A 25390-nucleotide genomic window follows, 5' to 3' on the forward strand; every position below is an offset into this window, starting at 1 on the left:
TCATGCGAAAGCTACGATGGGGACTGTTCGGAACAGCCCGGATCAGCCGAAAGATCATTCCCGCCCTTCGACGTTCCGAGCGGCACGAGCTCGTCGCCGTGGCGAGCCGGGACGAAGAGCGGGCGAAGGTCTATGCCCGTGCCTGGGACATCCCCCGGGCCTATGGCGACTATGGGGCGCTCCTCGCCGATCCCGACGTAGACGTGGTCTACAACCCTCTGCCAAACCATCTCCACGCGCCGTGGACGATCCGCGCGGCGGAGGCCGGCAAGCACGTGCTCTGCGAGAAGCCCCTCGCGCTTACGGTCGCAGAGGTGGATGCGGTGGGCGAGGCGGCCCGACGCGCGGGTGTGGTGGTGACGGAGGCCTTCATGTATCGCCATCATCCCCGCACCCGGCGGGTGCGCGAAATGATCGAAGGCGGCGAGATCGGCGATCTTCACCTGGTCCGAGGCGCGTTCACGTTCACGCTCGACCGGCCCGACGACTTCCGGTGGCGACCTGAATGGGGCGGCGGGAGCCTGTGGGACGTCGGATGCTATCCGGTCAATTTTGCCCGGTACGTCGTCGGTGCGGAGCCGGAGTCGGTTTTCGCCGACGCGGTCCTCGGCTCTACGGGCGTGGATGTTTCGCTCGCCGGGCAGATGCGCTTCCCCGGCGGTGTGCTCGCGCCGTTCGACTGCGGCTTCCGGTCGCGCTTTCGCATGGAGATGACGTTCGTCGGCAGCCGGGGCGTGCTCCACGTGCCACGGGCGTTCAAGCCGTCGGCGAAGGCCGCGCTCGTGCTCGTTCGCCACAAAGGGGACGACGAGGTGGTCGTCTCCGTGCCGGGGCCGGAGGATCTGTATGCGGGGGAGATCGAGGACCTGGCCGACGCCGTGCTCGACGGCAAGACGCCCGGCCTCCCGCTCGCGGACAGCCGCGCCAACACGGCCGTTCTGACGGCGCTGCTCCGCTCGGCGCGTGAGGGCCGTCCGGTCCGTCCTTGAGCAGCGAAGCGCCACGGCGGTTGAGAAAGCCGGGATCGGGTCGAAAACACGGAGGGAGGCTTTCGTCCCGAAAGGGCGGAGCCGCGGAACCCCCGCCCCGCAGGGTGACGTTGACTATCCGCCCGCGACGCTCTCACCTTTAGCCGAAGACCGGACATGCCGTTGTTGCCGTACAGTGTGCGCGAGGGACTCGCCGGGTTGCGCCGCGCCCGTTTTGCTTCCGTGGCCTCGACGAGCGCCATGGCGGTTGCGCTCGTGATGATCGGGCTGTTCATGCTCCTGACCTACGAGGCGCAGGCCGTCTCCGACTGGCTCCGGCAACGTGTGGGGGAACTCGAGATTTTCCTCGAAGACGTCAACGAGCCGATGGCGCAGGCACTCAAGGAACGCGCCGCCTCCATGCCGGGCGTGGCCGAAACGGAATACGTCTCCCGCGCCGAGGCCGAGGCCATCTTCAAACGGGAGTTCGGAGAGGGCGCCGAGCTGTTCTTCGACGAGCCGTTCCTGCCCGCTTCGATCAAGGTGCGCGTCGAGCCGGATTATGCCAACCCGGACAGTCTTCAGGCGCTCGTCGAGGAGTTTGCCTCGTGGAACCGGGTCGACGAGGTCGTCTTCAACCAGCCCTTGCTCGTCAAGGTGCAGCAAAACCTGCGGCTGCTCTCGATGATCGGACTCGCACTCGGGGTGCTCGTCGTGCTCGCCTCGGTGTTCCTCGTCGCCAACACCATCCGGCTGACGATCTATGCCCGCCGTCTCTTGATCCGCACCATGAAACTCGTCGGAGCCACCGACGCCTTCATCCGTCGTCCCTTCATCGTGGAGGGCATTGCGCAAGGTTTTCTGGCGGCCGTGCTCGCCCTGGTGGTGCTCGCCGGGCTGTACACCTTCATGCGGAGTTATCTCCCCGCCATCGACGTACCGGGGCTCGTGCCGGTCGCGTTCGGCCTCGGACTGCTGTCGATCGGCGTGGCGCTCGGGTGGGTCGGGTCGTACTTCTCGGTGCGTCGCTTCGTCAAGAACGTGGCGCTCCACTGAGCCGCCTTCGCGCGTTTCATTGCCGGGACCGGCCCTCGCGCGACACATCTTTTTTTCGCTCCGGCTGGATCCTTTCGTGAAGGAGGCGTACGCTTCGTAAAGGTGCGGCGCCCTTCACCACCCCACAAACGACGAATTTTTCCGAAGAAAGAAGATGAATCCTTTGAAGATGATGGGCCGCGTGGGGGCGGCGACGCTGATTCTCCTCGGCCTGACGGCCTGCGGCAAGGGGACGGGGGTGGGGGAGACGGAGGAAGGCCGGCTCGTCCTCGGCACGACGGAGGCGACGGAGACCGTGACCCGGGCCGTCGCGCCGGAGAATCGCACGCTCGTGCTCGACGGCTTCTCGGGCCACGTCGCGCTCACGGGCTCCGCCGATGAGGTGGCGCACCTGACCTTTACGAAGCACGCGCGCGGGGATGGCGCGTCGGCGGCCCGGCGCGCACTCGAACGCATCCGCATCGAGGAGAGCGGCGACGAAACGACGTACCGGTACGTGCTCCGCGCCGACGCGCCGAGGGTCAGCCGCGTGGACGTGACGGGCACGGTCCCGAAAAACACGACACTCCGGATCCTGCTGCAAAACGGCCATGTGACGCTCGCAGGCCTCGAAGGGCCGGTGTGGGTCAAAGATGAGAACGGCAACGTATGGATCTCGGGTGCGGGGGCCACGGTCGAGGTGGAGACGCACAACGGAAACGTCGCCGTGGGGATGGCGCGCCTCGCGCCGGAGGCCCGGGTGAACCTCACCACGGTCAACGGCGACCTCACGCTCGCGCTGCCGCCCGAGGCCTCGGCCCGCGTGGAGGCGCGCACGAAAGCCGGTGAGATCAGGGTCGAGGGGCTTGCCTTTGCCGAACGAAGCCTCGATCCCGTGGGCGCGGGAGGACGGTTCCGTGGAAAACTAGGCTCCGGCGGGGCGGTCGTCACGCTGAAGACCGAAAACGGCGCCGTCACGATGCGGGCGGGCGCTCTCGAACCCGCGCCTATGCCTGCCGACACGACGGCGATGCCCGCGCCTCCACCGAGCGCCGACACGACGGCGATGCCCGCCGTCCCGGCTCCTGTGCCGGGCACGACCCCTGCGCCGGACACGACCGCCGGGCCGGGTTTCATCGCGCCGCCGGATACGACCGGGACGGGGCGCTGACGGGAAGGAAAGCCGCTCAACCTTCCGGGACGACGGCGACGATCCGGAGCGGCCCGCCGCTTCCGCCGCGAATCTTCATCGGAAGCGCGATCACGGTGAAGCCGGTCGTCGGGAGACGGTCGAGGTTCGCCACGTTCTCGAAGGCCGGGATGTTCGCCGCGAAGAGCGTCCGGTGCGACTCGAACAGGCGCGACTGCCCGTAGTCGATGCTCGGAGTGTCGAGGCCGATGGCATGGACCGCGCGGTTCTCGACGAGCCACCGGGCGGCTTCGGGGGCGAGGCCGGGGAAGTGGAGCTTCGGCACGGCCTCCGCGCCGCGCTCGTCGGCGCCCATGTACGCGGTGCGGTCGGGCCAGAAGCGCCCGAAGCCAGTGCGGAGAAGCACGATGACGCCGTCCGGCAGCCGCCCGTGTTCGGCTTCCCATGCCTCGAAGTCCGCCGTCGTGACGAGGTAATCCCGGTCGGCGGCGGCCTTCTCTGTCACGTCGACGACGACGGCGGGGCCGATGAGCTGCGTGAGCGGGATCTCGTCGGTGGTGCGCTGCCCTTCGGCGAAATGAACCGGGGCGTCGAGGTGGGTGCCGCCATGCTCGGCGGTGGAGAAAGAGTAGGCCGCATAATAGTACCCGGCGTCGGTGATGCCCTCGAAGTCGGTCGTCTTCTCGAAGCCCGAGGCCGTGGGCCAGTACACGGTGTTCTCATCGAAGGCATACGTGAGGTCGATGATCTCGCCGTTCGGGAAGGCGGCAGGGGGCGGCTCGGGCGCCCGGCACGACGCAAGGGCAAACGCCGTCATGAGGAGAAAGGTCGCGGGTTTCATCGGAAGTCTCGGGTTTGGTGAGGAGGGTGGTGGGAAGATACGGCGGTGGGGAGATGGGTGCGGCCATTTTTCTTCTTCAGCAGGAGTGGGCAGCGTTGCCCGTTCGCGCAAGCTAAAGCATACGGCTACGGGTGCATGGCCTCATGACGAGAGCCAAACGGCGAAGCTGATCCGAACCATCCACCCATACAATCCGAAATCCCGATGGAATCGGGCGGGGGCGTGGAGAGAGGCACACGCGCGTCGTACCTTCCCGCCTTTCCCGTGAAGCATGAGACCCTTTCGACGATGCGTGTTGGTCTGATTTACGACCTTTTCGACGATTACCCGTGGGAGCCGGGGGAAGCGCCCGACGCCGACGCCGAGAACGAGCCGCCGGAGACGGTGGCGGCCCTCGCGGCGGCGCTCGAGACGCTCGGCCATACGCCCGTGCGCGTCGGCACGGCGTACGACCTCCTGCGCCGGATGCCCGCGCTCGACTTCGACGCCGCCGTCAACATCGCCGAGGGGGCGCGGGGGCGCAACCGCGAGGCGTACGCGCCGGTCCTCCTCGAAATGGCGGGTGTTCCGTTCCTCGGCTCCGATGCGCTCACCCTCTCGCTCAGCCTCGACAAGGCATGGACGAAGGACCTCGCCGTCGCCGCCGGGGTGCGGACGCCGCCGTACCGCACGTATGCTTCCGCGGACGCCGTGGCGGAGGCGGATCTGCCCGGCCCGTTTCCGCTCTTCGTCAAGCCCCGGTATGAGGGCTCGTCGAAAGGGATCACGGCGGCGAGCAAGGTGCGCACGGTCGCCGGGCTTCGGAACGAGGTGGCGCGCATCGTGACGACGTACCGGCAGGAGGCCCTTGTCGAGACGTTCGTCGGGGGCGGGGGCGAGTTCACCGTCGCCGTGGTGGGGAATGCGCCGCCGGAGCCGCTCCCGGCGCTTCAGCGCGCCGTCGAGGTGGAGACGGGCATCGGCCTGCACGCGCTCGACCGCCGCTCGATGCCTGCGCGCGCGTGGGCGTACACGCTCGAAGGCCGGCTCACGCCCGCGCTCGAAGCCGAACTCCAGAGCCTCGCCGTCCGCATTTATGAGAAGCTCGCATGCAAGGATTTCGCCCGCATCGACTTCCGCGTCGACGGGGAAGGGCGTCCGTGGTTTCTCGAGATCAACCCGCTCCCGACCTTCGCGCCCGACGGCACCTTCGCTATCCTCGCCGAACTCACCGGAAAGCCGTACTCAGCGTTCCTCGCCGAGGTGCTCGAGCGCGGCTTCCGGAGACTGGGGTTATAACCAGGCGGCTCGTTTCGTTATTGGACGAGGGGCAAGGTGCAGGGGAAAATGATGCGCCTCGTTCGTCGAAGACACCAACTCGGCGCGCGCGAGATAGAGCCCGCTCGCCGGTCCCGATCCGTTGACTTCCACCCGGCGCCGTCCGGCTGCTCGCACCGGACAACACTTCGGATATTTATCCCCGGATATGGAAATGTTTTATAGAGCTTTTTATGAATAGTTTGATGTCGAAGGGTTAATGTCATTGCGCTACGCCGTAGCCCTGCCCTTTTATTGGTTAGCGGGTTGATTTATGTTTCTGGGCGTAAGGTGGATTCCCCGGGCCAGATCCATTTTTCGGCAAAAATATGATAGCATTCACGTGCAATCACGGGGGGTGCGGATAGACCCGGGAGCTTTGTCTTGCCTGGAAAAAAGGCTCGATAACCGCTGTGTGTCAAAGAGTGGACTCCCGAAGCCCTAGACGAACTCGACCGGGAGGTACCCCCACCGTCACCCCGGCGTTTTTCCAGCTTTTCTTATTGCCCGAGCACGGCAATGAGGGTATGGAGCGCGTCGTTCATCTGATCGACGAAGGTGGGGATGATGGGGAAGAAATTTTGGAGGAAGAGGTAGCCGAGCCCGAGACCGATGAGGAGTTTCAGGGGCATGCTCAGGGCAAAGAGGTCGGCCTGGGGCACGACGCGCGCGAAGATGCCCATCGTCGCTTCGACGAGGAAGAACGTGACCATGAACGGCGCAGCGAGGCGAAGCGCCGTCAGAAACAGCCCGCCCGTCCAGTCGAGCATGAGCGGGCCGACGGAGGCGAGGTTTGCGCCCCCGAGCGGGACCACGTCGAAGGAGGAGATGAGCGCGATCAGGAGCAGGTGCGGGCCGTCGAGAAGAATGAAGACGAGCAGAAACGTCATGAGGAGGAAGCGTCCCATGGGGTTGGTTTGCTGCCCGTCGATGGGATTGAACACCTGGGCCAGGCTGAGCCCCATCTGGAATCCGAGGATGTCTCCGGCGTATTGCACGCCCCAGAAAATGAACTGGCTCGACAGCCCGATGACGGCTCCGGTCAGCGCTTCGATGCCGACGAGGAGCATGAGCCCGAAGGTCGTAAAGGCCGCTTCCGGCAGCGGTCCGGGGCGCAATCCGACGATGAGGTAGGCCAACAGCACGGCGATGAAGATGCGGAGCCGCACCGGGATCGTGGTCTGCCCGAAAAAGGGAGCGGTCAGCATCAGGCCCCCGATTCGGACGAAGACGAGGAACACGTTGAGGTAATACTCGGGGTCGAGATAGGCCATGGGATCGGTGCGCCTCGTGCGGGGCGATTCCGGCTATCGCGAGATGCTCGGGATGAAGGTGAAGACGTTGACCGTGAAGTCTACGAGCATCTGAATCATCCAGGGGGCCATGAAGAGGAGGATGGCTCCGACGATGAGCATCTTCGGCACATAGCTGAGGGTCATCTCCTGGATCGAGGTCACCGCCTGGAAGAGGCTGACCGTCAGGCCGATCATGAGGGCTGCGCCAAGCAGCGGGAGCGTGAGCATCAGCGCCGTGCGCATGGCTTCCTGGGCCCAGTACAGAGCGAGATCGGTGTTCATGCGTGCGCGAGGTTAAGGGTGGTGAATACAGCTAGAGGATCGTATATCCCTGCACGACGGACTCGACGATCAGGTACCATCCGTCGGCGAGCACGAAAAGGAGTAATTTGATGGGTAGAGAGATCATCACCGGTGGAAGCATCATCATGCCCATGCTCATCAACACGCTGGCCACCACGAGGTCGATGATGAGGAACGGGAGGAAGATCATGAAGCCGATCTGAAAGGCGATGCGAAGCTCGCTGATGACGAAGGCCGGCACGAGCACGTGAAGCGGAGCTTCCTCGGGCGCCTTGAAAGATTTGATGGAGGCGAGGTCCATGAAGAGGAGCAGGTCCTTCTCGCGCGTCTGGGTGAGCATGAAGCTTTTCATGGGCCGGGCCGCGCGGTCGAGCGCTTCCTTCTGGCCCATCTCCCCGGCAATGTAGGGCTGAAGCGCATCCTGGTTGATCGTGTCGAAGACCGGGTACATGATGTAGAAGGTCAGAAAGAGCGCCAGTCCGATGATGACCTGTGACGGCGGCGACTGCTGGGTGCCGAGCGCCTGACGGAGGATGCCGAAGATGATCACCAGCCGCGTGAAGCTCGTCATCAGAATGACCAGCGCGGGGGCCAGCGAAAGGACCGTCAGCAGCAGGAGCAGCTGAATGGGGAGTTCGTAATCCTCGTCGCCGCGGGAGAGCCGCACCTTCGGCAGGACGCCGAACGAGCCGGGAGAGGAAGCCGCCTGTCCCGTGCTGTCGGCGAGAAGGGACGGGGCGGGGCCCGGGGCGGTCTGTTGTCCCAGGCTCGCGCGTGGCGCGAACGTGACGGCGAGTATCATCCACACGAGGATTGCAAACGCGCGCGGGGAACGGGTCGCGTGCTTCATACGGATCGGGAAGCCTGTGCGTTGATGTGCCGGCGGGCGAAGCGGCGAAGGACGTCGGCGAACGGCTCGGCTTGCGAAGGTGCGCTCGCGGCGGAGACAGCGGGCGAGGCCTCCGGTTCCTCTGCCGACGGGAAGGCGTCTTTCGGATAGCTTTTCAGAAGAGTGATCTGTCCGGCGGTGACGCCGAGGAGCAACACGTCCTCACCACAGGAGACGAGCCGGAGGTGTTGTTGTGGGGCCACCTGCATCTGCCCGAGCGTCCGCAATGGAAGCCCCCCGCTTCCTCCGCCGCCTTCCCGGCGACGCAGGTGGACGGCCAGGCCGACGCCCCCGATCAGGATCGCCACGACGACGAAGTATCCCGGCCGAAGCAAACTGGAGGGTTTCCGGATGGTGGTCCCGGCCTCAGGGATGGCGGCGACGGCGCCGGAGGCTTCGGTCGACAGCACGACGGGAGGAGAAGACGTGCGAGCCGGCATCAACCGGGACGCCGCCCAGAGCAACAGCAACGCGCCGATGAAAAAGAGGAGGCGCGACAGGGGACGCTGTGGACGGCGGGGCGTGGAGGCGCGGGCGAAGGGCCGAAACGACCGGGGGAAGAAATTGCTCACGATGCGGCACGGATTGCATGGCACTCATGCGAGCGGGGCCCCAGAGGCGCGCTCGCAACCTTGAGCGTGTCGAATGCCAAAACAATGCCGACCGGGCAGAAGGTGCTCTAAAACGTCGGGCAGAGCGCCGCCGGCGCGGACGGGGTGCTCAGCGAACGGCCTTGTCCGCGCGCCGGGCCGTGGCGAGCGTCGTGATTCGAATGCCGAACTGCTCGTCGATGACGACGGCTTCGCCCTGGGCGATAAATCGGCCGTTGGCATAGATATCGAGCGGCTCCCCGACCAACTTCTCCAACTCGATCACGCTGCCGCTGGTCAGGCGTAGGATGTCGGCCAGCGGCAGTCGCCGTCGGCCCAGTTCAACCGTTACTTCGAGTTCGACGTCGGCCAGGAGGCCGAACGGATGTCCGCCGTCGCCGAACGTTTCTTGCCCCAGGTCCGGGAACTGGAGCGGCGCGACGGGCACCGAGGCTGCTGCGGGCTGGGGAGCAGCGGCCGAAGGGGCGGGCTCGGGCGGAGTGGTTTCGGGCCGTTTCGGCAGAAGGACTGCGCCCTGGAGCGTTTCCCCGCCGATCTCCATGTGGCCCGAGACCTTCCACAGGGCGCCGGGCAGCAAGTCCTCGGGAAAGGACTCCTCGGGGGCAAGGATCTTGAAGGTGACCTCCGGCAGCGTCACGCCGGCGCCGGAAAGCTGCGTCCGGAGGGCTCCGTAGGCCTGCCCCATCAACTCTGAGACCAGATCCTCATACCCCTCTTCCCCGGCGCGGACTTCTTCGCCGAGCATGGCTTTCGAAAGCAGTGGAAGCCATTGCGGGGACAGGCGAATGGCGAAGCCCGGCTCCGGGGATCCCACGATGTTCAGCATCGGGCCTTCTTCGGAACGGACGGCCTCCATCGACGAAGCCTCGGGAGCGTCGATGGTCAGCGGAGCCTCCTCGCCGAGCAGGGTGGACAGAAAGCCGCGGAGGGCTTCCTGAGCCTGGGGGATGAACGTGTCGATGCTAGGACTCATATTCTTCGAAGGGTTGGGGTTCGTTTACGTCCAGAATGCGCAGGGCGCGCCGTTTCCCCGCTTTTCCGGAGGTGGCCCTGAAAGTTTCCCGATCCCCAATAAAGACCCGGACCGGTTCCGTCACCTTCTGTTGCAGCGGAATCACGTCGCCGACTTCCAGTCTCGTCAGTTCTGAGATCGGAAGCGTCGTACGGCCCAGTTCGGCGCGCATCTCTACGGTTGTATTCCGGATCGATTCCTCGTACCGGGATCGTATTTTCGGGTCGACGTCGCTCGTCGTGCTGGAGAGCCATTGCTTGATGCCTGCTCGTCCGAGCATGCGTTCAAGGAGGATGTACGGGTAGCAGATGTTGAGGAACGAGTGTTGCTCGTAGATCGAAATGTCGAACGTGCCGACCAGCGCCGGCTCGACGCCCGGGATGATCTGGACGAATTCCGCGTTGGTTTCGAAAGACTCCTCATACATCTCCACTTCGTGGACCTGTTGCCACGACTTCTCGAGTTCGCGGAAGGCCCGGCTCATGATCTTGCTCATGATCCTTCGCTCGATCTGGGAGATTTCCCGGGGTTTCCGGACGAAGACGCCCGAGCCGCCGAAGAGCTTCTCGATCATGAAGATGACCAGTCGGGGATCGAGCTCGAAGACGAGTTGCTGGGGCAGATCCTTGATGCCGACTACGTACAGGGCCGACGGAGGGGCGCTCGACATCACGTACTCCGAATAGAGCACCTGGTCCATGGACGTGAGCGAAATGTCGACGATGGTGCGGAGCTGCGCGGAAAGATAGACGGAAAGATCGCGGGCAAAGGCGTCGTGCACATAATTGAGCAGACGCATCTGATCCTGTGAGAAAAGCCGCGGTCGCTTGAAATTATAGGGGTTGACTTTCTTCTCCGCATCGACCGCAATCATCGACGCGAGATCATCGAAGTCGTACCCGGACTCCTCATCCTCTCCAATCTGGTTTCTTACTTCCAGGAGAATGTCAATTTCATCCTGACTGAGCGGTTTCGTCATGGCGACAGACACCCGGCACTGCTTTGGTACAACGGAACGGGATGACGTGTGCTACACGCCGGATGAAGCCTATCCGCGAAGAGGGTCCGTTACTGGAGGACGTATTGCGTGAAATACAGGCGCGTGATCTCTCCGTCTTTCAGGATGTCGTTGATCGCCTGCTTCAATTCCGTCTTGATCTCGTCGCGGAGGTTGATGTCCGAGAGCTCCCGTACCGTGCGTCGGCTCAATAGCTTGAGGATCGTGTCCCGGATCACCATGTCCATCTGATCGACCTGTTCGAGCACGCCGGCGTCCAGCGCCTCGATCCCGATGTTCAACATCAGATACCGGGTGCCTTCGCTGTCGGAAGGATTGATGATCAACCCCTGAAGCTCCGTGAACTGACCGTATTCGATGGGTTCGGCTTCTTCCTCGGCTGCGTCTGAGCCAATATCGCGCCCAAATACTTCGGCTACGAGCATTAGCTTCGGATAATAGCTAAAGGCGATCCATCCGCCCCCGGTGAGGGCGACGAAAAGCACGGGAAGGATCATCAGGAGGAAGGATTTTCCCCCTTTCGTCTTTACGGCGTCTCCTTCGGCGGTTGCTGCCGGTTGTTCGTTGGGTTCGTCTGCCATGACTTCCATTTAAATAAAATTGCGACACGTCGGTTTTTCGCCCTCCCGGCCGCGGTGTCGTTCGAGGCGAGCGGTTGATATTCGCCATAACCGACGGCCGAATACCGCGAGGGATCGAGGGCTGAAGACTGTTCGAGCAGAAAACGGACGACCGAAGCGGCGCGCGCGGTCGATAGTTCCCAGTTCGAAGGAAAAAGGTTGGTGTTGATCGGACGGTTGTCCGTGTGGCCCTCCACGATCACTTCCGAGATCTCGTCGCTGAGCACGTCGGCGATCATCCGAAGGAGCGAGCGCGAAGGGTCGATCAACTCGGCTTCGCCGGAACGGAACATGACCGAATCGGAGATCAACACGTGAACCCCTTCTTCCAGGAGGGTCACCTGCACCTTGTCCAGGAGGTCGTTCTCCTGAAGGTACTGCATCACACGCTCGTACTTCTCCTCCTGGTTTTCGACGTTCTTTGCTTTCTTCGAAATGACCTTCGGGCGCGAGGGCGGGAGCACGGCATCCTGTGCGAGCACGCCGGTGCTTCCCTGAAAATAGCTCAGGGCCTCCTTGAATTTTTTCACTTCCACTTCGGACATCGACACGATCATAACGAAGAACGTCAGCAACAATGTAGCCATGTCGCTGAAGGTCGTCATCCAGAATGGAGCGGACGGTTCGTCGTCGTCGTCGTCGGCTATGTTCGGCAGATCACTCACGGTCCGTCAAGGTGTTGGGGTTCGTCAGGCGGCTTTCTTGAGCGGGGCGGGTTCTTCGGCGTCCTGGCCTTCGGCGTCGTCGAGCAGGAACAGGCGGAGGCGTTTTTCGACCATGCTCGGACTCTCGCCGCGCACGATGCTGAGCACGCCCGTATGCACGATGGTCCGTGCCTTGAGCGCGTCGCCCATCTGGGCCTTGGCCTTGTTGGCCATTGGCAGGAAGATCAGGTTGGCGAGCAAGGCTCCGTAGAAGGTGGTGATCATGGCCACGGCCATGCCCGCGCCGATGGCGGCGGGGTCCGTCAGGTTCTGCATCATCTGGATCAGCCCGATCAGCGTGCCGACCATTCCAAAGGCCGGACAATAGGTGCCCGCCGAGTTGAAAAACTTCGAGGTGAGCGCCATCTGTCCGGCCTCGGTGGCGATGCGACCTTTCATGAGTTCGTCGATCTCGACGTCTTCGATGCCGTCCACAGCCATTTCCAGGCCGAACTTCATGAACTCGTCCTCACAATCCTGGATTTGCCGGTCGAGCGCAAGCAGTCCCTCCCGGCGAGCCGTTCTAGAGAGTTCGGCGAACTGGGTGACGTAGGACTCGAGGTCAGGAGCCTTGAAGCTGAAGACCCCCTTGGCGCCCGCGATGGACTGTTTCAGTTCGTCGAATGAAAATCCCACCATGAGGGCGGCGATGGTGCCGCCCACGACCATCACGAGGGAGGGGACGTCGAAAAACGTCGCCCAACCTTCCCCCATGAAGATGGTGCCGAAAATGAGCGCGAACCCTGCGCCAATACCAATGGGAGTTGCTTTCATGTGGTCTACAGAGGCCTAGAGGTCAACCTGGCGGCGCCCGTACGGAAGGTCCAGACTACGAATGGGTCGTGGTGCATCTTCCGGCAACGGTTCGGTAGGCGCCGGAGGATGAGGTACCCACAGTATCGGTGTTCCGTCCTGCTTTTTAAGCGTCCGTTGCGATGCGTCCCGGTGAAGCCGGACCAGAGAGGCGCGTCAGTCGAAAAAAGGGATGAGGAAACGAAAACCGGACTCCCGAATTCACGGAAGCCCGGTTTTCCTGTCACGCATCAATGGAACGGAAACTCAGGGGTGATAGCTCGGTGCGCCGTCGCCGCTCGAGAAGAAGGGCTCGGGCGGCGGGGCCCCTTCGGTGGACCCGTGCCGGTCATTGATGGAGAACCGTTCGATGAGCTGTCGGAGCGTTTCGACTTGCCGGTTCATCACGTCGGCGGTATATGCAAGGTCGGTCGTTGCGTTGGACACTTCTTTGGCGACCGAAGAGATGGACTCAACGTTCTGGGAGATCTGGCTGCTGGCCGTCGATTGCTGCTGGCTGGCCGCCGCAATCTGGTCGATCATCGAATCCATCTTGTTGATGGACTCGATGATCTCACTCAAGGCGTGCGTGGCATTGTCTGCCTGAAGCAATCCGGACTTAACCTCTTCGTTCCCGCGCGTCATGGAAGCCACGACCTCGTCGGTGTTGGACTGGATCCGGGTGATCATCTCGCCGATCTGCTTGGTTGCCTCGCTCGTGCGCTCGGCCAGCTTGCGCACTTCGTCGGCCACCACGGCAAACCCGCGTCCCTGCTCGCCGGCTCGGGCCGCCTCGATGGCGGCATTGAGGGCCAGGAGGTTGGTCTGATCTGCAATGCCGCCGATGACCTGGATGATCTCGCCGATCTGCGCACTCGAATCCCCGAGCGCCGTCACTTTCTCTGCGGACTCCTGAACGATCGTAGCGATTCGCCGCATGCCTTCCGTCGTCTCACGGAAAACGCTTTCGCCTTCGGCAGCCAGATCCGAAGCTCGCTTGGCCATCTCGTTGGCCTCATACGCGTTGCGGGAGGACTCGGCTATGGTGGCCGACATCTCTTCGACCGCCGCCGCCACTTCGATGGTTTGTCCGGCCTGATTCTTCGCACCGGTGGACATCTCTTCGGCAGAGGAAGCAACCCGATGGGCCGCCTCGGAGAGCTCGTTGCCGGACGTGTGCACCTCGTGGATCAGCCCGGCGAGGTCGTGGATCATCTGGTTGATACCGTGGATGAGCGCCCCCACCTCATCTTCTCGCTCCACCTCCAGCCGACGGGTCAAATCGCCGCGCGTGACGGCTGCGATGACGGTGGAGATCCGCTGAAACTGTTCCCGAAGATATTTTCTTTCCTCCTCGGCCTCTTGCTGAAGCTCCATCGCCCGTCTCTGCGCAGCTTCCGACTGTTCGGTCTGTTCTTTGAGAGCCCAGGTGGCGCGCTCATTGGCTTCGACCATCGCATTGAACGACGAAGCCAGTTCGCCGATCTCGTCGGTCTGCTTGCAATCGACCCGCACCGAAAGGTCGCCCTTCTCGACGGCCTGAGCCGCATCGCGGAGCGCCTCGAGGGGGCGAACGACTTTCCGTCGCATCTGAACGAGTATCAGCCAGGCCAGCAGGGCCAGGAAGGTCGGGATGGCGAGAGAAATGATCATCGCCGTGCGCTTCTGTTCATGGAGAGCGGCCGAGGGGACGGCCACCATGACGTACCCCTTCACGGCATCGTCCGCGCCGTCGTTCTCTCCCCGGATGTCCGAAAACGTGACGAGCACGGGCTCTCCGTCTATCGTGTTCGTCCATCGAAGCATGCGATTCGGGTCTACGAGACGATCGTCCTCGGCAATTCGATCCACCATCTCATACTCGGAGACGAGCGCGCCCTCGGGGTCATAAAAAGCGCCGGCGACGGCATTCCCGTTGTCCACGACCATCTCCAGTCGTTCGCGCAGCCCTTCCGTGTCCTGCATGACGAGGTTGAGCACCGACTCGGAGCCGAGCGTCTCGGCCAGCAAAATGCTGCGCTGTTCGAATTCACGCTCCGTCAGGTTGATGGCGTACCGGGCGAAAAGGAAGAACAGAAGAAAGGTGAAAAAGGCAATGGCTCCAAGTTGAACCATGAACCGGTTCCGGAGGTTTAAGCCGGTGAAGAGTCTTTTGGGGGATGATGAAAGCTTCGGCATGGTGCACAGGGGGATTTGTTTGGCCTAGCGTGGAAGCGGAGGGGTAAATCCATCCCCGAGACGGGGCTGGTGTGGCGGGTCTGGGGAAGGGAGAAATACGGGGAGCGGATGCGCTGCGGACAGACCTTTTGAGCCCCGAGGAATCCGCCGGAGGCCGGGAGGCGGGCGCAACACTTCCCGGAACTCGGAAAGGGCCAGCGTAGGGCCTTTGCACCGCTCGATCTCGCTACCGTCTTCCGAGATAAGCCCCGGGTCAGTTCAAGGCGAGATATTCCGTGCGCTCAAGGTATTTCTCCGGGATCTGCAGGGCCGTCGCCGAGGCAGCCGCGCGGTTTACCAGCAGAGAAATGCTCCCGTTGACCTTGGTGATGGAAACACTCGCGCCTTCGTTTATCCAGTCGGCATCCGGCGCAAAAATCGGGATGCTCGCCGTGGTGGCGTTTTTGATCAGGAAGCTCCGGGCGACCGGGTTCCCCATGACGCCTTCGCCGTTGACGATCAGAAGCGCCTGGATATTGTGATCTCGGGATAACTTCCGGTACATGGGGGCGACGTCCTTGAGGTCTTTCACTTCGGTGAGAAAGACCTTGATGCCGGTCGAGGCGCCCGCCCGCTGAATCTGCGGCATGAGCTTCTCAACAGGGGAGACGTTCGTGTCCAGGATGATGCCGACGCGTTCGACGTCCGGTTTCAGTTCCTTGATCACGAACATCTGCTGGATGATGGTCGCTCCGTTCCCCGGGGGGGGAGGAGCAACGGCGCCGGTTAAGGCAAGGGTGAAGACCGTAAGCGCGATCTGAAACTGCCTGCGCATGGGCACTACCTCCACGAATGTTAATTGGGCTTTGGTTGGGGTGAGGGTCTGATGATCGGGATGGGGGGTATGCGATCATTATCGTCAAAGGAAGAAATTTCTTAAGCTGATCCTTTGAGCCCGGTACATTTCCCCCCGGGAAACTTCAGGGTGGAAAACGATCGTATAGTCGATGAAATTGACAATTTATGTGTTGGAAAAGTGATGGAGATGAAATGGGTCAAGTTTTGCGCTCTCTTCGGAAGGCTGCGTATTCCGGGGTGGCTGTAAAACGAGCGCGCGGGGCAGCCGACGGGGCGAGGCCTACGGCTGCCTGGATGACCTGCGCCATGCGGTCCAGAGACACGACGGCGTCGGCCAGCCCGTCCTCGACGATGGCTCGGGGCATCCCATAGACTACGCAAGACGCTTCATCCTGAGCGATGACCTTTCCGCCCCGCTTCCGGATCGACGCCGCCCCGTCCCGGCCGTCGTGTCCCATTCCGGTCATCACGGCGGCCAATACGCGCCCGCCATAGGCCTTGTTGGCGGACTCGAACATGACATCCACCGACGGGCGATGCAACGTAGCCGGCTGATCCGGTGTGTCAACGATCACATCGGGGCCGGCCGCGCGTAAGATCAGATGTTTGCCGCCCGGGGCAATGTAGACCCTGCCCGGGACGACCTTCATCCCCTTTTCGGCCTCAACGACTTCTAACGGGCTGAGTCCATTGAGCCTCTTCGCAAGGGAACGGGTGAAATGAGGAGGCATATGCTGGACGACGGTCACCGGCAAGGGAAAACCGGCGGGCAGAAGGGGGATCACCTTCTGAAGGGCGGCCGGGCCGCCGGTAGAGATGCCGACGGCTACGAGCCGCGCCCGTCGAAAAAGGAGCGAGGACGAGGCTCTCGAGGGTCGGTTCGTCGGGACGGGCACGGAGCCTCCGTGCGACCGTTTCCGGGATCGCACAATGGCCTTGACCTTGGCGATCAACTCCGCCTTGATCTTGGTGATCTCGAGGGAGACGAACGACAGTTGCTTGGGTATGAAATCGACCGCGCCCGCTTCGAGGGCGTCAAGCGTGGCTTGCGCGCCCTCTTTGGTCAGCGAACTGACCATGAGCACCGGGCAAGGGTGCTCCTTCATGATGTGGCGCAGAGCCGTCAGCCCGTCCATCCGCGGCATCTCGATGTCGAGCGTAACGAGGTCCGGGGCGAGTTTTTTTACCTTCTCTATCGCCTCGATCCCGTCACGGGCGGTATCGATGATCTGGATCTCCGGATCTTCAGAGAGCATCATCGAAAGCGCCTTTCTCATGAACGCCGAATCGTCTACGACAAGGATGCGAATCATGGGAGGCTTCTAAAAGGTGAGTAAATAGTTGATTATTTTAAATATGATAACGTGGAATCATTTGGCCGGTGCATCGGCGTCAGATCAAAGGGGCGCTTCCGGGGGGCTTCATGCAGCCTCACGCTGGTCAAAGCTGTCGCGTCTCCGGCTGTTCTCCATCCGGGCGATCTCGGCCATATCGAGAATCATGATGACCCGCCCGTCCCCGAGGATCGTAGAGCCGGCAATGGCGGGCGTTTTCTTGAGGAAAGAGCCGAGGGGCTTGATGACAATCTCTTTCTGGCCGATCAAATCATCCACGATCAGCCCCAGGCGGTGGTGGGCGATGCCGACGATAACGGCGTAGGACCGGCTGTCGTCCGTGTGGGCGTCCTGCACGTTCAGGGTTTCCCCGATGCGCACGAGCGGCATCACCTGTTCCCGGAGCCGAATCACCTCGCGACCGCGAATCGTCTGGACGTCGCCGTCTTTTAGCCCGACCACTTCGAGGACGGAGTGCAGGGGAATCGCGAAGGTCTCCTTACCCACATGGACGAGCAGGCTCTGGATGATGGCGAGCGTCAGGGGAAGCTTGAGCGTGAACCGGGTTCCTTCTCCGATCTTCGATTCGATCTGAATGGCGCCGTTGAGCCGGGTGATGTTGGTTTTCACCACGTCCATGCCCACGCCCCGGCCCGAAACCTGACTGACGGATTTCGCGGTGCTGAAGCCCGGCGCAAAGATGAGATCGAAAGCGTTCTGATCTTTCATCTCATCGGCTTCTTTCCGTGTGATGAGGCCTCTGGAGATCGCGTGGGCCTTGATTTTTTCGGGATCGATCCCGGCTCCGTCGTCTTCGACGCGGATGACGATGTGGTTGCCCTCATGGGCCGCAGTCAGGCGAATGGTTCCCCGGTCGGGCTTGCCCTGAGCCCGGCGGACCTCCGGGGTCTCCACCCCATGATCGGAGGCATTCCGGATCAAATGCACGAGCGGATCACTGATCTCTTCAATGAGGGACTTGTCAACTTCCGTATCCTGACCCTCGATCACGAGGTCGATCTGCTTGTTGAACTCCTTCGCAAGGTCGCGGACCACCCGGGGAAACTTGTTGAACACACGGCCGATCTGAACCATGCGTGTGTGCATGACGGCCGCCTGAAGCTCGGTCGTTATGAAATCAACCTGGGTGCTCGTGTCGACGAGTTCGTGGATGAGGTCCTGGGCATCGTGCTCGCCGTCGAGGTCCGAAACAAGCTGGAGGAGACGGTTGCGTCCGAGGACGAGTTCACCGACGAGGTCCATCAGACTGTCGAGGCGTCGGACTTCCACACGGATGGTTTCCGTGTTGCGCTCGGAGCGTCCGGAGGCTTTCCGTTCCGTTTTTTTCGGGGGCGCGGGAGGGTCCTCTTCGGCAGGCATGGCCCCCGGTTTCGGCGTCTCTTCGGGCGCGTCGGCCCGGTCTCGGGAGGGCGCCGCGGGCGCTTCGGCGGAAAAGGTCCCTTCGGCAATGCGCTCGAGCTTGCCGATCACGCCCGAAAGGTCGATCTCCACGAGTTGTTCGTCGACGACCTGTTGCAGGAGCGCCTTCATCATATCGAAGGCCTCGAACATGACGTCCATCATGCCGGGGACGAGTTCGAGCTGTCCCTTGCGCAGGCGGTTGAGCACGTCCTCGAAGTGATGGGCGAGCACGGAGATTTGTTCGAGGCTGAGGAAGCCCGAGGTGCCCTTGACCGTGTGCACGGCGCGGAAGATCTTGTCGACGAGTTCAGGGTCGTGCGCGTTTTGTTCGAGCTCGAGCAGGTCGTTGTCGAGTTCCTCGAAGATCTCCTGTGTTTCGACGACGAAGCTCTCCAGGATCTCGCGGAGGTCTTCCGAAAAAGCGGGATGATCAGCCATTACTTCGTTGGTTTGCAGAATGGTTGGAGGGGCGGGACTCCCGGGTTATTGCCCATTGAAAAGTTTGTCGATGTCGTCTTGTGAGGCCGGCTCGCTGCTCTGTTTGAACATGGCGTCGATCTCTTCCTGGTCGGTGGAGGAGGGAGCGCCGTCACCGGTCAGGAGGGCATCGATCTCGTCTTGCGAAGCCGGCGCGGCAGAGGGAGGCTGAGCGTTTCCGAAGAGGGCATCGACCTCGTCTTGCGAAGCCGGCGCGGCAGAGGGAGGCTGAGCGTTTCCGAAGAGGGCATCGACCTCGTCTTGCGAAGCCGGCGCGGCAGAGGGAGGGCGGCCGTTTCCGAAGAGGGCATCGACCTCGTCTTGCGAAGCCGGCGCGGCAGGGGGGGGCTGAGCGTTTCCGAAGAGGGCATCGACCTCATCCTGGCTCGGAGATGTCTCTCCTTCGGACGCATCGGGTGGAGGGACATCTGCGAAGGAGGCAATGACGGCATCGGCCGTCTCTTGCTTCTTGCCGGTGCGGTCATAGCTTGCGTTCCCGTCGAAGGTGACGTTGTCGGGCGGAGACGTGTCGAGAAAGTTTTCGAGAGTGCCGGAACCGAGCTGTCCTTCAAACTTCGACAGGCGCTCCCGTACGGACTCGATGAGGTGGCTTACGGAAGCGAGTTGCTGCGAGGTGATGTCCTGCACCTGGAGAGACATCATGATCGCGTTCATGTTCGTCCGGATCTCTTCGAGGATCGCGGCTTTCTTGTTCAGCGTCGTCGCGATTTCGGCGCGGCGGGCGTCTTTTTCCTGGATCAGGATCTCGACCTCTGCAAGCACTTCCGGATCGGTAAGCTTCACGCGCAGGAGAGACAGGAGACGTCGGTCGACGTCGTCGAGCGCCTGCAGATGCTTGCCCGACCTATCGATCATATCCTTCGTCGTTTTGACCTTTTCGTTGGTTTCATCGACGAGGTCCATGATCTCCGTGGTCGCCAGTTCGGTGGCCTGGTTGACGCTGGCGATGCGCGACGTGGCCGTGGGCATCATCCTGGAGGTGCTCACACGGATCGAAGAGTCCACCTCATCGAGGATCGGCACGATTTCCCGCAGGAAAGCCAGCACCTCTTCGATGAAAGGCATGGCGCGTTGTCCGAGCACGAAGACGGCTCGGAGTTCGTCGAGGCGATTGAGGATGTCATTCAATGGGAGCGATGCCATGGCGCAAGGGACTTAGACGGTTTTGAGGATCAGGTCGATCTTTTCCCGCAACACTTCTGGGGTAAAGGGTTTGACGATGTAGTTGTTGACGCGAGCCTGCATAGCCGCCATCACGTCTTCCTTCATGCCGCGCGTGGTGACCATCAGAATGGGCAGATGCCCCCATTTCGGATGGCTGCGAATCGATTTGGACAGTTCGAGACCGTTCATATTCGGCATATTCCAGTCTGTAATCACGAAATCGACAGGCTCGCCGTCCATTTTTTCAATAGCCTGGGCGCCATCAGCGGCTTCGATGTAGTCGCTGAATCCGATTTCTTTGAGCGCGTTGCAAACGATGCGCCTCATGGTGAGCGAATCATCCACGACGAGGAACTTCATGGTTTACCTCCTAGATGTATTTTGACACTTCGTACTGGATGCGCCGTTGGTCAAACGGCTTGACGAGGTAGGCGTTGGCCCCGAGTTGAAGCCCTTGCTGTTGTTCTTCGCTGCTGGAGAGCGAGGACAGAATGATGATCGGAAGCTCGGCGTAATCTTGGTCGTCGCGAAGCGCGCGGAGAAGCCCGAAACCGTCGAGTTTGGGCATGTTCAGGTCCGTGATGACGAGATCAACTTGCGAGCGAGCCATCTTTTCGAGCGCGTCCATGCCGTCTTGAGCCGTCACCACGGTCAAACCGCGGGCGCGCAGAGCGAACATGACAAACTTTCGTATGGCGCTAGAGTCATCGACGACCATTACCGTCTTGGACATGGCGATTCACCCCTTTTTATATGCAATGGTTTTTTCGAAACGAACGGGCTTGAATGCCTGTGTGACCCCGTAGAGCGTTTCGGAGAATCCAACAAGTAAGTACCCATCTTGATTGAGGCTGTTGTAGAGAGATGAGACCACCTGTTGTTTCGACTTGTTGTCGAAATAGATAAGCACGTTGGCGCAAATGATGAGGTCGAAATTGCGCATCTTGAGCATGGAGGATCGGTCCGCCAGGTTTCCGTGCATGAACTTGACCATCTGCCGGATTTCCGGCTTGACGATATAGCGATCCTGTTCGACGGAAAAGTACCGGCTGAGCATCCTGGGCGGCACGTTTCGGACCGATCGCGGTCCGTAGGAGCCTTTGCGAGCGTTTTCGAGCACGTCCGTGTTGATGTCCGTGCCGACAATCTCAAACGTAATGTGCGGAAACCGTGGTTGCAGCCGGTCTTTCGTGATGAGCGCGAGCGTGTACGGCTCATCCCCCGTCGAACAGGCAGCGCTCCAGATCTTAATGCGGCGGGAGGTTTTTTCTCTCCGGCTTACCAACTCCGGAATGATGTGCTGTTCGATGATGTCGAACTGCGGGGGGGTGCGGAAGAAAAAGGTCTCGTTGATGGTGACGGCGTTCACGAGTTCGGGTAACTCGGTGCGCATGCCTCCATTTTTTAAAAACTGGAGATAACTCTGGTAGTCTCCTTTGCTGGTTGCCAATAGCCTTCGGCTTATCCGGCTTTCGAGGAGATATTTTTTGTTGTCCTGGAAATAGATTCCGGTTTGCTCGTAAATGAATCGGCGATACTGGTCGAAAAGCGGCGCCGTCAATTCATTTCTGCCATGAATGCCCGATTGGCGGGGAGGCAGATTTATCTGGGCTAATAAGCTCATAGGTTCATCCCTCGTTCCAGGTCACGAAATAGCGCCATTGGGGGCGTCGCCTTCAGGGGCGATGCCGGAGTGCGTGGTATGCCGGATGACGTCGCGGGCGAAGGAGGACACGGAGGGGTCGTCATCCATTGCGCCGGCTTGAAGCACCGGAGTCAATGCCGGATCGAGCAGGTGCTGGCAGATTCCGAGGGCCGCCAGTTTCGTCTCTAAGTCGAGTGTGTGGAAGTGGCGCTGGAGGAATCGGCCGGCTTGCGGCCACTGGTCGTGGGCGAGCGCTTGCCGGGAGAGCAAGCCGAGCACGATCTGGACCCCGGGGATGACCCGAAGCCGGTTCCCTTCGATGGCGCGCAGGATGCCCATGAAAGAAGAGGGGAAGAGGGTCAGGGCTTTGAAGATCTCGAGGTCGAGGGCGTCGTCGATGCCGGTGTGGGAGAGCAATGCGTCGATGCTCTCTTCATCGAGGAAGGGCTGAAGGCCGCGCGCGGCCGCGCACGCATACTCGGGGTCGGGATCGTCGAGCATCTCCATGAGATAGGTCTTCAGACGATCCGGCAGTTGATCCGCCAGCTCCGGGTGTCTTTCCCAGAGGGAAACCATCGACTTGAGTAAGACGGGCCGGGCCATGGGGTCGATCTCGTCGACTTTGCGCAGCAGCGCGGGGAAGACCTCGGGCACGTTCCAGGCCGCGAGCGCCTCGGCGGCGGTGAACTGCACGACGGGGTCTTCATCCGAAAGCGCCTCTTCGAGGAAGTCGAGGTGGGGGCCCGGACCGAAAGCGCCGAAGGCGGCGACCACGCTGGGACGCATCAAGGGTTCACGTTCGTAGAGCGTGCGCAACGCCTCGGCGTATTCGGACGCGCCGAGGGCGCACAGGGCATCCACGGCGGCGATCCGGACGTTGGCGTCCGGATCTTCCAGGCGCCGGGCGATCCGGTCGGCCACGGCATGCGAGGGGAGCAGCGCCAGCACGTCGATGGCGAATTTTCGCACGTCGTAATGATCGTGGTCGATGAAATCGGCCACCACCGGGACGGCGGCTTCGCCCATTCCGGTGAGCACCTCGCCGGCGAGGTTGCGAATCGTGATGTTGTCGCTCGCAATGTGGGGGGCGGTCAGGCGGGCGGCTTCCTCGGTTCGGATCTCGACGAGGAGCCGGGCGGCGGTTTCCCGAACGCCGGGGTCGCAGTCGGCCAGCAGCTGAGCGGCGGCGGTCGCCGTCATCTGTACGTCGGCGCTCAGACGGAGCGCTTCGAGGGCCGAGGCGCGCGCCAGCGGATCCGGGTGTCTTAGTTCCGGAGGAGGGGTTGGTGTGCTCATAATTCTTCAGACGAAGGGTGGATAACGGAAACGGGGCATGAGGCGCCCGGCGTGTGAGCACCGGTCGGCGCCCGGTCCGGTGCGAGGAGGCGCTGAGGCCTTGCCTTCGACGGAGCCGAAACGGAGCCGGGTGTGTTGACGGTGAACAGGGAGAGCATCTCCCGTAAATCATGGATTTGACGGCTGAGCTCGTCCGCTCCCTGCGCGATCTGTCCCACACCGGCGGCGGACTCGGTCGAGACGGTGGAGATGGCCTCTACACTGCGTGAGATCAACTCGCTCGCCTGCGACTGTTCCTCGCTCGAGGATGCAATGTGCTGAACCACGTCGATCACCTCGGTGACGCCCTGGACGATCCGTTCGAGGGCCTCGTCGGCCCGGTCGGCCAGCGCGATGCCTTCTTCCACCTCCTGCGTGCCCCGCTTCATGGAGGTGACGGCGGCGGTGGTGTCGGACTGTATCGAGCCGATCATGTCGGCGATCTGACGGGTGGCGGTGGTCGTTCGCTCGGCCAGCTTCCGCACCTCGTCGGCGACGACGGCGAAGCCGCGGCCCTGTTCTCCGGCTCGGGCCGCCTCGATGGCGGCATTGAGGGCCAGGAGGTTGGTCTGGTCGGCGATGTCCTCGATGACGGAGATGATCTCGCCGATCTGCTGGCTGGACGCCCCGAGCTGCTCGATGGTCTCGGCGGAGGAGTACACCACCTCGGCGATACTGCGAATCTTGTTGACGGTTTGCTCGACGACGGTGCGGCCCTCTTCGGCCGTCCGTCCGTTGACGGTGGTCAGCTCCGCCGTCCGAGAGGCATTGTGGGCCGTCTCGATGATCGTTTGAGTCATTTCTTCGATAGAGGCCGCCACTTCCTGGGATTCGCTCGAAAGCTCGCTCGAGCCTGCGGCGAGGGCCTCGGCTGCGGTCCGGATCTGCCGGGCCGAATCGGCCGTGACGTTGGCGACGGTGTGGACCTGGAGCAGCATCTCTCGGACGTTCGATATCGCTTCGTTGAAGCCGACGAACAACCGTCCGATGTCGCCCTCCGCATCGTCGGGTAGATCGACGCACATATTGCCTGAGGCAACGCGGTTAATCTGCTCGAGCATGGTCTCGACCCCGGAGGAGAGGGTCGTCTGCTGTCCTTGAAGAATGGAGAAGGCTTTTTCCAACTCCCGGCTTTTCTCTTGAAGCGCCCGCCGGTTTTTTTCGGATTCGGCCATGAGCGCTTCGGTTCTTTTGGAGCTCTCCTCCATGTCTCTTTGTTGACGGGCGAAGGCGCGTTTTTCCCGGTTGGCGTCGAGGGAAGCCTTGATGAGGAAAGCGACGGCAAAGACGACCCACCAGGCATGTTCGAGGACGCGCCAGGGACTGGCGGTGAGCACGCCGAAGAGGGACTGAGGCCAGAAGTAGGCGCGAAACACGTGATCGAGGGCCGTGACGAGGGTGGCGGTCAGGAGGACACGCCAGTCGTGATAGAAGGCGAGAATGCCCAGAGAGCCGAAGATGTGAAAGTGGGTCTCGATGCGTCCGCCCGTGAGGTGGATGAGCAACCCCGAGGTGAGCATCTGCCCGATGGCAATCGCATGCCGGGTATAGACCTCGCCGGGCTTGCGAAAGGCCAGGGCGGCCGGCAGCAGCGAGAGGGCGCCTCCGAGGAAGATGGCGGCGTAGACGTGGACGTGCGCCTGACTTTCGGCCCCGCTCCACGTTCTGGGAGAAACCACCAGCGCCAGCACGATCCCGGCAATCCACTGGATGATCATCAGGACGCCGAAGAGCCGGTCGGTGCGCGCGTAGGCGTTCTTGAGCATGGCATGATACAATTGCTCTGAGCGCTCGTCGAGCAGGGTCGGCTCTGTGGTATGTTTGGAGAAGAGTTTCATGAGGATTCGGAAAGGGTGGAGCTCGAATAGAGGGCGCATCCGAAGACAAACGTAGTTTTGCGATCCGTCTTCCCCCGAGTGATCCATTCATAGAGCGCCGATCGTCCCGCGTTGTCGCCCTGATGGCCTCGTGCTCCAGTGATGCCTCCGGAGAAGCGCAGGCGGTGGTCTTCGTCGAAGAGCAGCGTGTGGCCGGAGGTCATTGCTCCGAAACGCCGGGCTTCGAGTCCCTCGGGGTCCACGTGCGGCGTTACGCCGGGAATGGCGGACGCGTTGGTCCAGAGGTCTGTTTTCACCCAGGAATCAGGTTTATTCGAAGGTTTATAAAAGAAAACATGGGTGCGTACGGGGCGCTCGAGTTGGGCAATGAGGATGGCCAGCTCAGCGATGGTGGCGCGCGTGCAGGGGCAGCGAGGGTGTGCGAAAAGCACGAGCGTCGGCGTTCCGTAGCCGGGCATGACGGCGCTCGTGTAGGGCCAGTCGGAGGGGGGCTCGCCCACCGCGCCCGGTTGATTGGCATAGGCGGTCAGATACACCACTCCGACTCCCACCACCGCCATCCAGAGCACGCCGATGACTGCGGGAAGCAGCAAAGGACGGAATCG

Annotated in this window: 25 protein-coding genes; 4 read left to right on the forward strand and 21 right to left on the reverse strand. The window is 62.1% G+C overall.

What is annotated here, in order from left to right; all coding sequences use genetic code 11:
- The 3 genes from AC1HIY_RS08500 to AC1HIY_RS08510 all read left to right on the forward strand — a co-directional run.
- Positions 1-989: Gfo/Idh/MocA family protein (locus AC1HIY_RS08500; protein ID WP_479576297.1), on the forward strand; the 989-nt coding region annotated here is incomplete at its 5' end.
- Positions 990-1145: 156 nt separating this feature from the next.
- Positions 1146-2024, forward strand: coding sequence for a cell division protein FtsX (locus AC1HIY_RS08505; protein ID WP_479576298.1), 879 nt, complete (start codon positions 1146-1148; stop codon positions 2022-2024).
- A gap of 154 nt (positions 2025-2178) precedes the next feature.
- Positions 2179-3174, forward strand: coding sequence for a DUF4097 family beta strand repeat-containing protein (locus AC1HIY_RS08510; RefSeq protein ID WP_479576299.1), 996 nt, complete (start codon positions 2179-2181; stop codon positions 3172-3174).
- Positions 3175-3190: 16 nt separating this feature from the next.
- Here the strand turns inward: AC1HIY_RS08510 and AC1HIY_RS08515 are convergent, their stop codons facing one another.
- Positions 3191-3994: a cyclase family protein gene (locus AC1HIY_RS08515; RefSeq protein ID WP_479576300.1), complete on the reverse strand. Its 804-nt coding sequence runs from the start codon at positions 3992-3994 to the stop codon at positions 3191-3193.
- Positions 3995-4282: 288 nt separating this feature from the next.
- Between AC1HIY_RS08515 and AC1HIY_RS08520 the strand changes: the two genes are divergently transcribed.
- Positions 4283-5272, forward strand: a complete 990-nt coding sequence (locus AC1HIY_RS08520) for a D-alanine--D-alanine ligase family protein (protein ID WP_479576301.1) — start codon at positions 4283-4285, stop codon at positions 5270-5272.
- 518 nt (positions 5273-5790) lie between these two features.
- On the opposite strand, the gene fliR is transcribed toward AC1HIY_RS08520, so the two are convergent.
- The 20 genes from fliR to AC1HIY_RS08620 all read right to left on the reverse strand — a co-directional run bounded on the left by fliR (position 5791) and on the right by AC1HIY_RS08620 (position 25378).
- Complete coding sequence (fliR, locus tag AC1HIY_RS08525) at positions 5791-6564, reverse strand: flagellar biosynthetic protein FliR (RefSeq protein WP_479576302.1); 774 nt, start codon at positions 6562-6564, stop codon at positions 5791-5793.
- A 33-nt stretch (positions 6565-6597) separates the two neighbouring features.
- Positions 6598-6867, reverse strand: a complete 270-nt coding sequence (fliQ, locus tag AC1HIY_RS08530; RefSeq protein ID WP_456427668.1) for a flagellar biosynthesis protein FliQ — start codon at positions 6865-6867, stop codon at positions 6598-6600.
- Positions 6868-6898: 31 nt separating this feature from the next.
- On the reverse strand, positions 6899-7738 hold the full coding sequence (fliP, locus tag AC1HIY_RS08535; RefSeq protein ID WP_479576303.1) for a flagellar type III secretion system pore protein FliP: 840 nt from the start codon (positions 7736-7738) through the stop codon (positions 6899-6901).
- Positions 7735-8349 (reverse strand): flagellar biosynthetic protein FliO, encoded by a 615-nt coding sequence (locus AC1HIY_RS08540; RefSeq protein ID WP_479576304.1) that lies wholly within the window; start codon positions 8347-8349, stop codon positions 7735-7737. Before AC1HIY_RS08540 ends, fliP begins: the two co-directional genes overlap by 4 nt.
- 148 nt (positions 8350-8497) lie before the next feature.
- Positions 8498-9361, reverse strand: a complete 864-nt coding sequence (fliN, locus tag AC1HIY_RS08545) for a flagellar motor switch protein FliN (protein WP_479576305.1) — start codon at positions 9359-9361, stop codon at positions 8498-8500.
- The gene (fliM, locus tag AC1HIY_RS08550; protein ID WP_479576306.1) at positions 9351-10379 is read right to left on the reverse strand and encodes a flagellar motor switch protein FliM; all 1029 of its coding nucleotides are present in this window, start codon (positions 10377-10379) and stop codon (positions 9351-9353) included. The genes fliN and fliM overlap by 11 nt, the downstream gene beginning before the upstream one ends.
- Before the next feature lie 89 nt (positions 10380-10468).
- Positions 10469-10999, reverse strand: coding sequence for a flagellar basal body-associated FliL family protein (locus AC1HIY_RS08555; RefSeq protein ID WP_479576307.1), 531 nt, complete (start codon positions 10997-10999; stop codon positions 10469-10471).
- Positions 10945-11703, reverse strand: coding sequence for an OmpA/MotB family protein (locus AC1HIY_RS08560; protein WP_479576308.1), 759 nt, complete (start codon positions 11701-11703; stop codon positions 10945-10947). The genes AC1HIY_RS08555 and AC1HIY_RS08560 overlap by 55 nt, the downstream gene beginning before the upstream one ends.
- 24 nt (positions 11704-11727) lie before the next feature.
- On the reverse strand, positions 11728-12516 hold the full coding sequence (locus AC1HIY_RS08565) for a motility protein A (RefSeq protein WP_479576309.1): 789 nt from the start codon (positions 12514-12516) through the stop codon (positions 11728-11730).
- 285 nt (positions 12517-12801) lie between these two features.
- Positions 12802-14649 carry a methyl-accepting chemotaxis protein gene (locus AC1HIY_RS08570; RefSeq protein WP_479576310.1) on the reverse strand — a complete coding sequence of 616 codons (1848 nt, stop codon included), beginning with the start codon at positions 14647-14649 and terminating at the stop codon, positions 12802-12804.
- 316 nt (positions 14650-14965) lie between these two features.
- Positions 14966-15526, reverse strand: coding sequence for an ABC transporter substrate binding protein (locus AC1HIY_RS08575; RefSeq protein ID WP_479576311.1), 561 nt, complete (start codon positions 15524-15526; stop codon positions 14966-14968).
- Positions 15527-15746: 220 nt separating this feature from the next.
- Complete coding sequence (locus tag AC1HIY_RS08580) at positions 15747-16862, reverse strand: protein-glutamate methylesterase/protein-glutamine glutaminase (RefSeq protein WP_479576312.1); 1116 nt, start codon at positions 16860-16862, stop codon at positions 15747-15749.
- A 108-nt stretch (positions 16863-16970) separates the two neighbouring features.
- Complete coding sequence (locus AC1HIY_RS08585; protein WP_479576313.1) at positions 16971-18743, reverse strand: chemotaxis protein CheA; 1773 nt, start codon at positions 18741-18743, stop codon at positions 16971-16973.
- A 45-nt stretch (positions 18744-18788) separates the two neighbouring features.
- Entirely contained in the window at positions 18789-19946 is a 1158-nt protein-coding gene (locus AC1HIY_RS08590; RefSeq protein WP_479576314.1) for a protein phosphatase CheZ, read from the reverse strand.
- A gap of 12 nt (positions 19947-19958) precedes the next feature.
- Entirely contained in the window at positions 19959-20327 is a 369-nt protein-coding gene (locus AC1HIY_RS08595; protein ID WP_479576315.1) for a response regulator, read from the reverse strand.
- Positions 20328-20337: 10 nt separating this feature from the next.
- Positions 20338-20700, reverse strand: coding sequence for a response regulator (locus AC1HIY_RS08600; protein ID WP_479576316.1), 363 nt, complete (start codon positions 20698-20700; stop codon positions 20338-20340).
- 6 nt (positions 20701-20706) lie between these two features.
- Positions 20707-21591, reverse strand: a complete 885-nt coding sequence (locus tag AC1HIY_RS08605) for a CheR family methyltransferase (RefSeq protein ID WP_479576317.1) — start codon at positions 21589-21591, stop codon at positions 20707-20709.
- A gap of 21 nt (positions 21592-21612) precedes the next feature.
- On the reverse strand, positions 21613-22908 hold the full coding sequence (locus AC1HIY_RS08610; RefSeq protein WP_479576318.1) for a HEAT repeat domain-containing protein: 1296 nt from the start codon (positions 22906-22908) through the stop codon (positions 21613-21615).
- Positions 22905-24785, reverse strand: a complete 1881-nt coding sequence (locus AC1HIY_RS08615) for a methyl-accepting chemotaxis protein (RefSeq protein WP_479576319.1) — start codon at positions 24783-24785, stop codon at positions 22905-22907. Before AC1HIY_RS08615 ends, AC1HIY_RS08610 begins: the two co-directional genes overlap by 4 nt.
- Entirely contained in the window at positions 24782-25378 is a 597-nt protein-coding gene (locus AC1HIY_RS08620; protein WP_479576320.1) for a RedB protein, read from the reverse strand. The genes AC1HIY_RS08615 and AC1HIY_RS08620 overlap by 4 nt, the downstream gene beginning before the upstream one ends.
- Positions 25379-25390: the final 12 nt, after the last annotated feature.

The organism is Rhodocaloribacter sp., assembly GCF_056451265.1.

What these genes read in the sequence shown, in the direction of transcription:
- AC1HIY_RS08565 (WP_479576309.1), bottom strand. Translation starts at nt 12,516, where the DNA reads ATGAAAGCAACTCCCATTGGTATTGGCGCAGGGTTCGCGCTCATTTTC.
- fliR (WP_479576302.1), bottom strand. Translation starts at nt 6,564, where the DNA reads ATGGCCTATCTCGACCCCGAGTATTACCTCAACGTGTTCCTCGTCTTC.
- AC1HIY_RS08515 (WP_479576300.1), bottom strand. Translation starts at nt 3,994, where the DNA reads ATGAAACCCGCGACCTTTCTCCTCATGACGGCGTTTGCCCTTGCGTCG.
- AC1HIY_RS08510 (WP_479576299.1), top strand. Translation starts at nt 2,179, where the DNA reads ATGAATCCTTTGAAGATGATGGGCCGCGTGGGGGCGGCGACGCTGATT.
- fliM (WP_479576306.1), bottom strand. Translation starts at nt 10,379, where the DNA reads ATGACGAAACCGCTCAGTCAGGATGAAATTGACATTCTCCTGGAAGTA.
- AC1HIY_RS08585 (WP_479576313.1), bottom strand. Translation starts at nt 18,743, where the DNA reads ATGGCTGATCATCCCGCTTTTTCGGAAGACCTCCGCGAGATCCTGGAG.
- fliQ (WP_456427668.1), bottom strand. Translation starts at nt 6,867, where the DNA reads ATGAACACCGATCTCGCTCTGTACTGGGCCCAGGAAGCCATGCGCACG.
- AC1HIY_RS08600 (WP_479576316.1), bottom strand. Translation starts at nt 20,700, where the DNA reads ATGTCCAAGACGGTAATGGTCGTCGATGACTCTAGCGCCATACGAAAG.
- AC1HIY_RS08575 (WP_479576311.1), bottom strand. Translation starts at nt 15,526, where the DNA reads ATGCGCAGGCAGTTTCAGATCGCGCTTACGGTCTTCACCCTTGCCTTA.
- AC1HIY_RS08615 (WP_479576319.1), bottom strand. Translation starts at nt 24,785, where the DNA reads ATGAAACTCTTCTCCAAACATACCACAGAGCCGACCCTGCTCGACGAG.
- AC1HIY_RS08520 (WP_479576301.1), top strand. Translation starts at nt 4,283, where the DNA reads ATGCGTGTTGGTCTGATTTACGACCTTTTCGACGATTACCCGTGGGAG.
- fliN (WP_479576305.1), bottom strand. Translation starts at nt 9,361, where the DNA reads ATGAGTCCTAGCATCGACACGTTCATCCCCCAGGCTCAGGAAGCCCTC.
- AC1HIY_RS08580 (WP_479576312.1), bottom strand. Translation starts at nt 16,862, where the DNA reads ATGATTCGCATCCTTGTCGTAGACGATTCGGCGTTCATGAGAAAGGCG.
- AC1HIY_RS08505 (WP_479576298.1), top strand. Translation starts at nt 1,146, where the DNA reads ATGCCGTTGTTGCCGTACAGTGTGCGCGAGGGACTCGCCGGGTTGCGC.
- AC1HIY_RS08610 (WP_479576318.1), bottom strand. Translation starts at nt 22,908, where the DNA reads ATGAGCACACCAACCCCTCCTCCGGAACTAAGACACCCGGATCCGCTG.
- fliP (WP_479576303.1), bottom strand. Translation starts at nt 7,738, where the DNA reads ATGAAGCACGCGACCCGTTCCCCGCGCGCGTTTGCAATCCTCGTGTGG.
- AC1HIY_RS08590 (WP_479576314.1), bottom strand. Translation starts at nt 19,946, where the DNA reads ATGGCATCGCTCCCATTGAATGACATCCTCAATCGCCTCGACGAACTC.
- AC1HIY_RS08605 (WP_479576317.1), bottom strand. Translation starts at nt 21,591, where the DNA reads ATGAGCTTATTAGCCCAGATAAATCTGCCTCCCCGCCAATCGGGCATT.
- AC1HIY_RS08570 (WP_479576310.1), bottom strand. Translation starts at nt 14,649, where the DNA reads ATGGTTCAACTTGGAGCCATTGCCTTTTTCACCTTTCTTCTGTTCTTC.
- AC1HIY_RS08595 (WP_479576315.1), bottom strand. Translation starts at nt 20,327, where the DNA reads ATGAAGTTCCTCGTCGTGGATGATTCGCTCACCATGAGGCGCATCGTT.
- AC1HIY_RS08555 (WP_479576307.1), bottom strand. Translation starts at nt 10,999, where the DNA reads ATGGCAGACGAACCCAACGAACAACCGGCAGCAACCGCCGAAGGAGAC.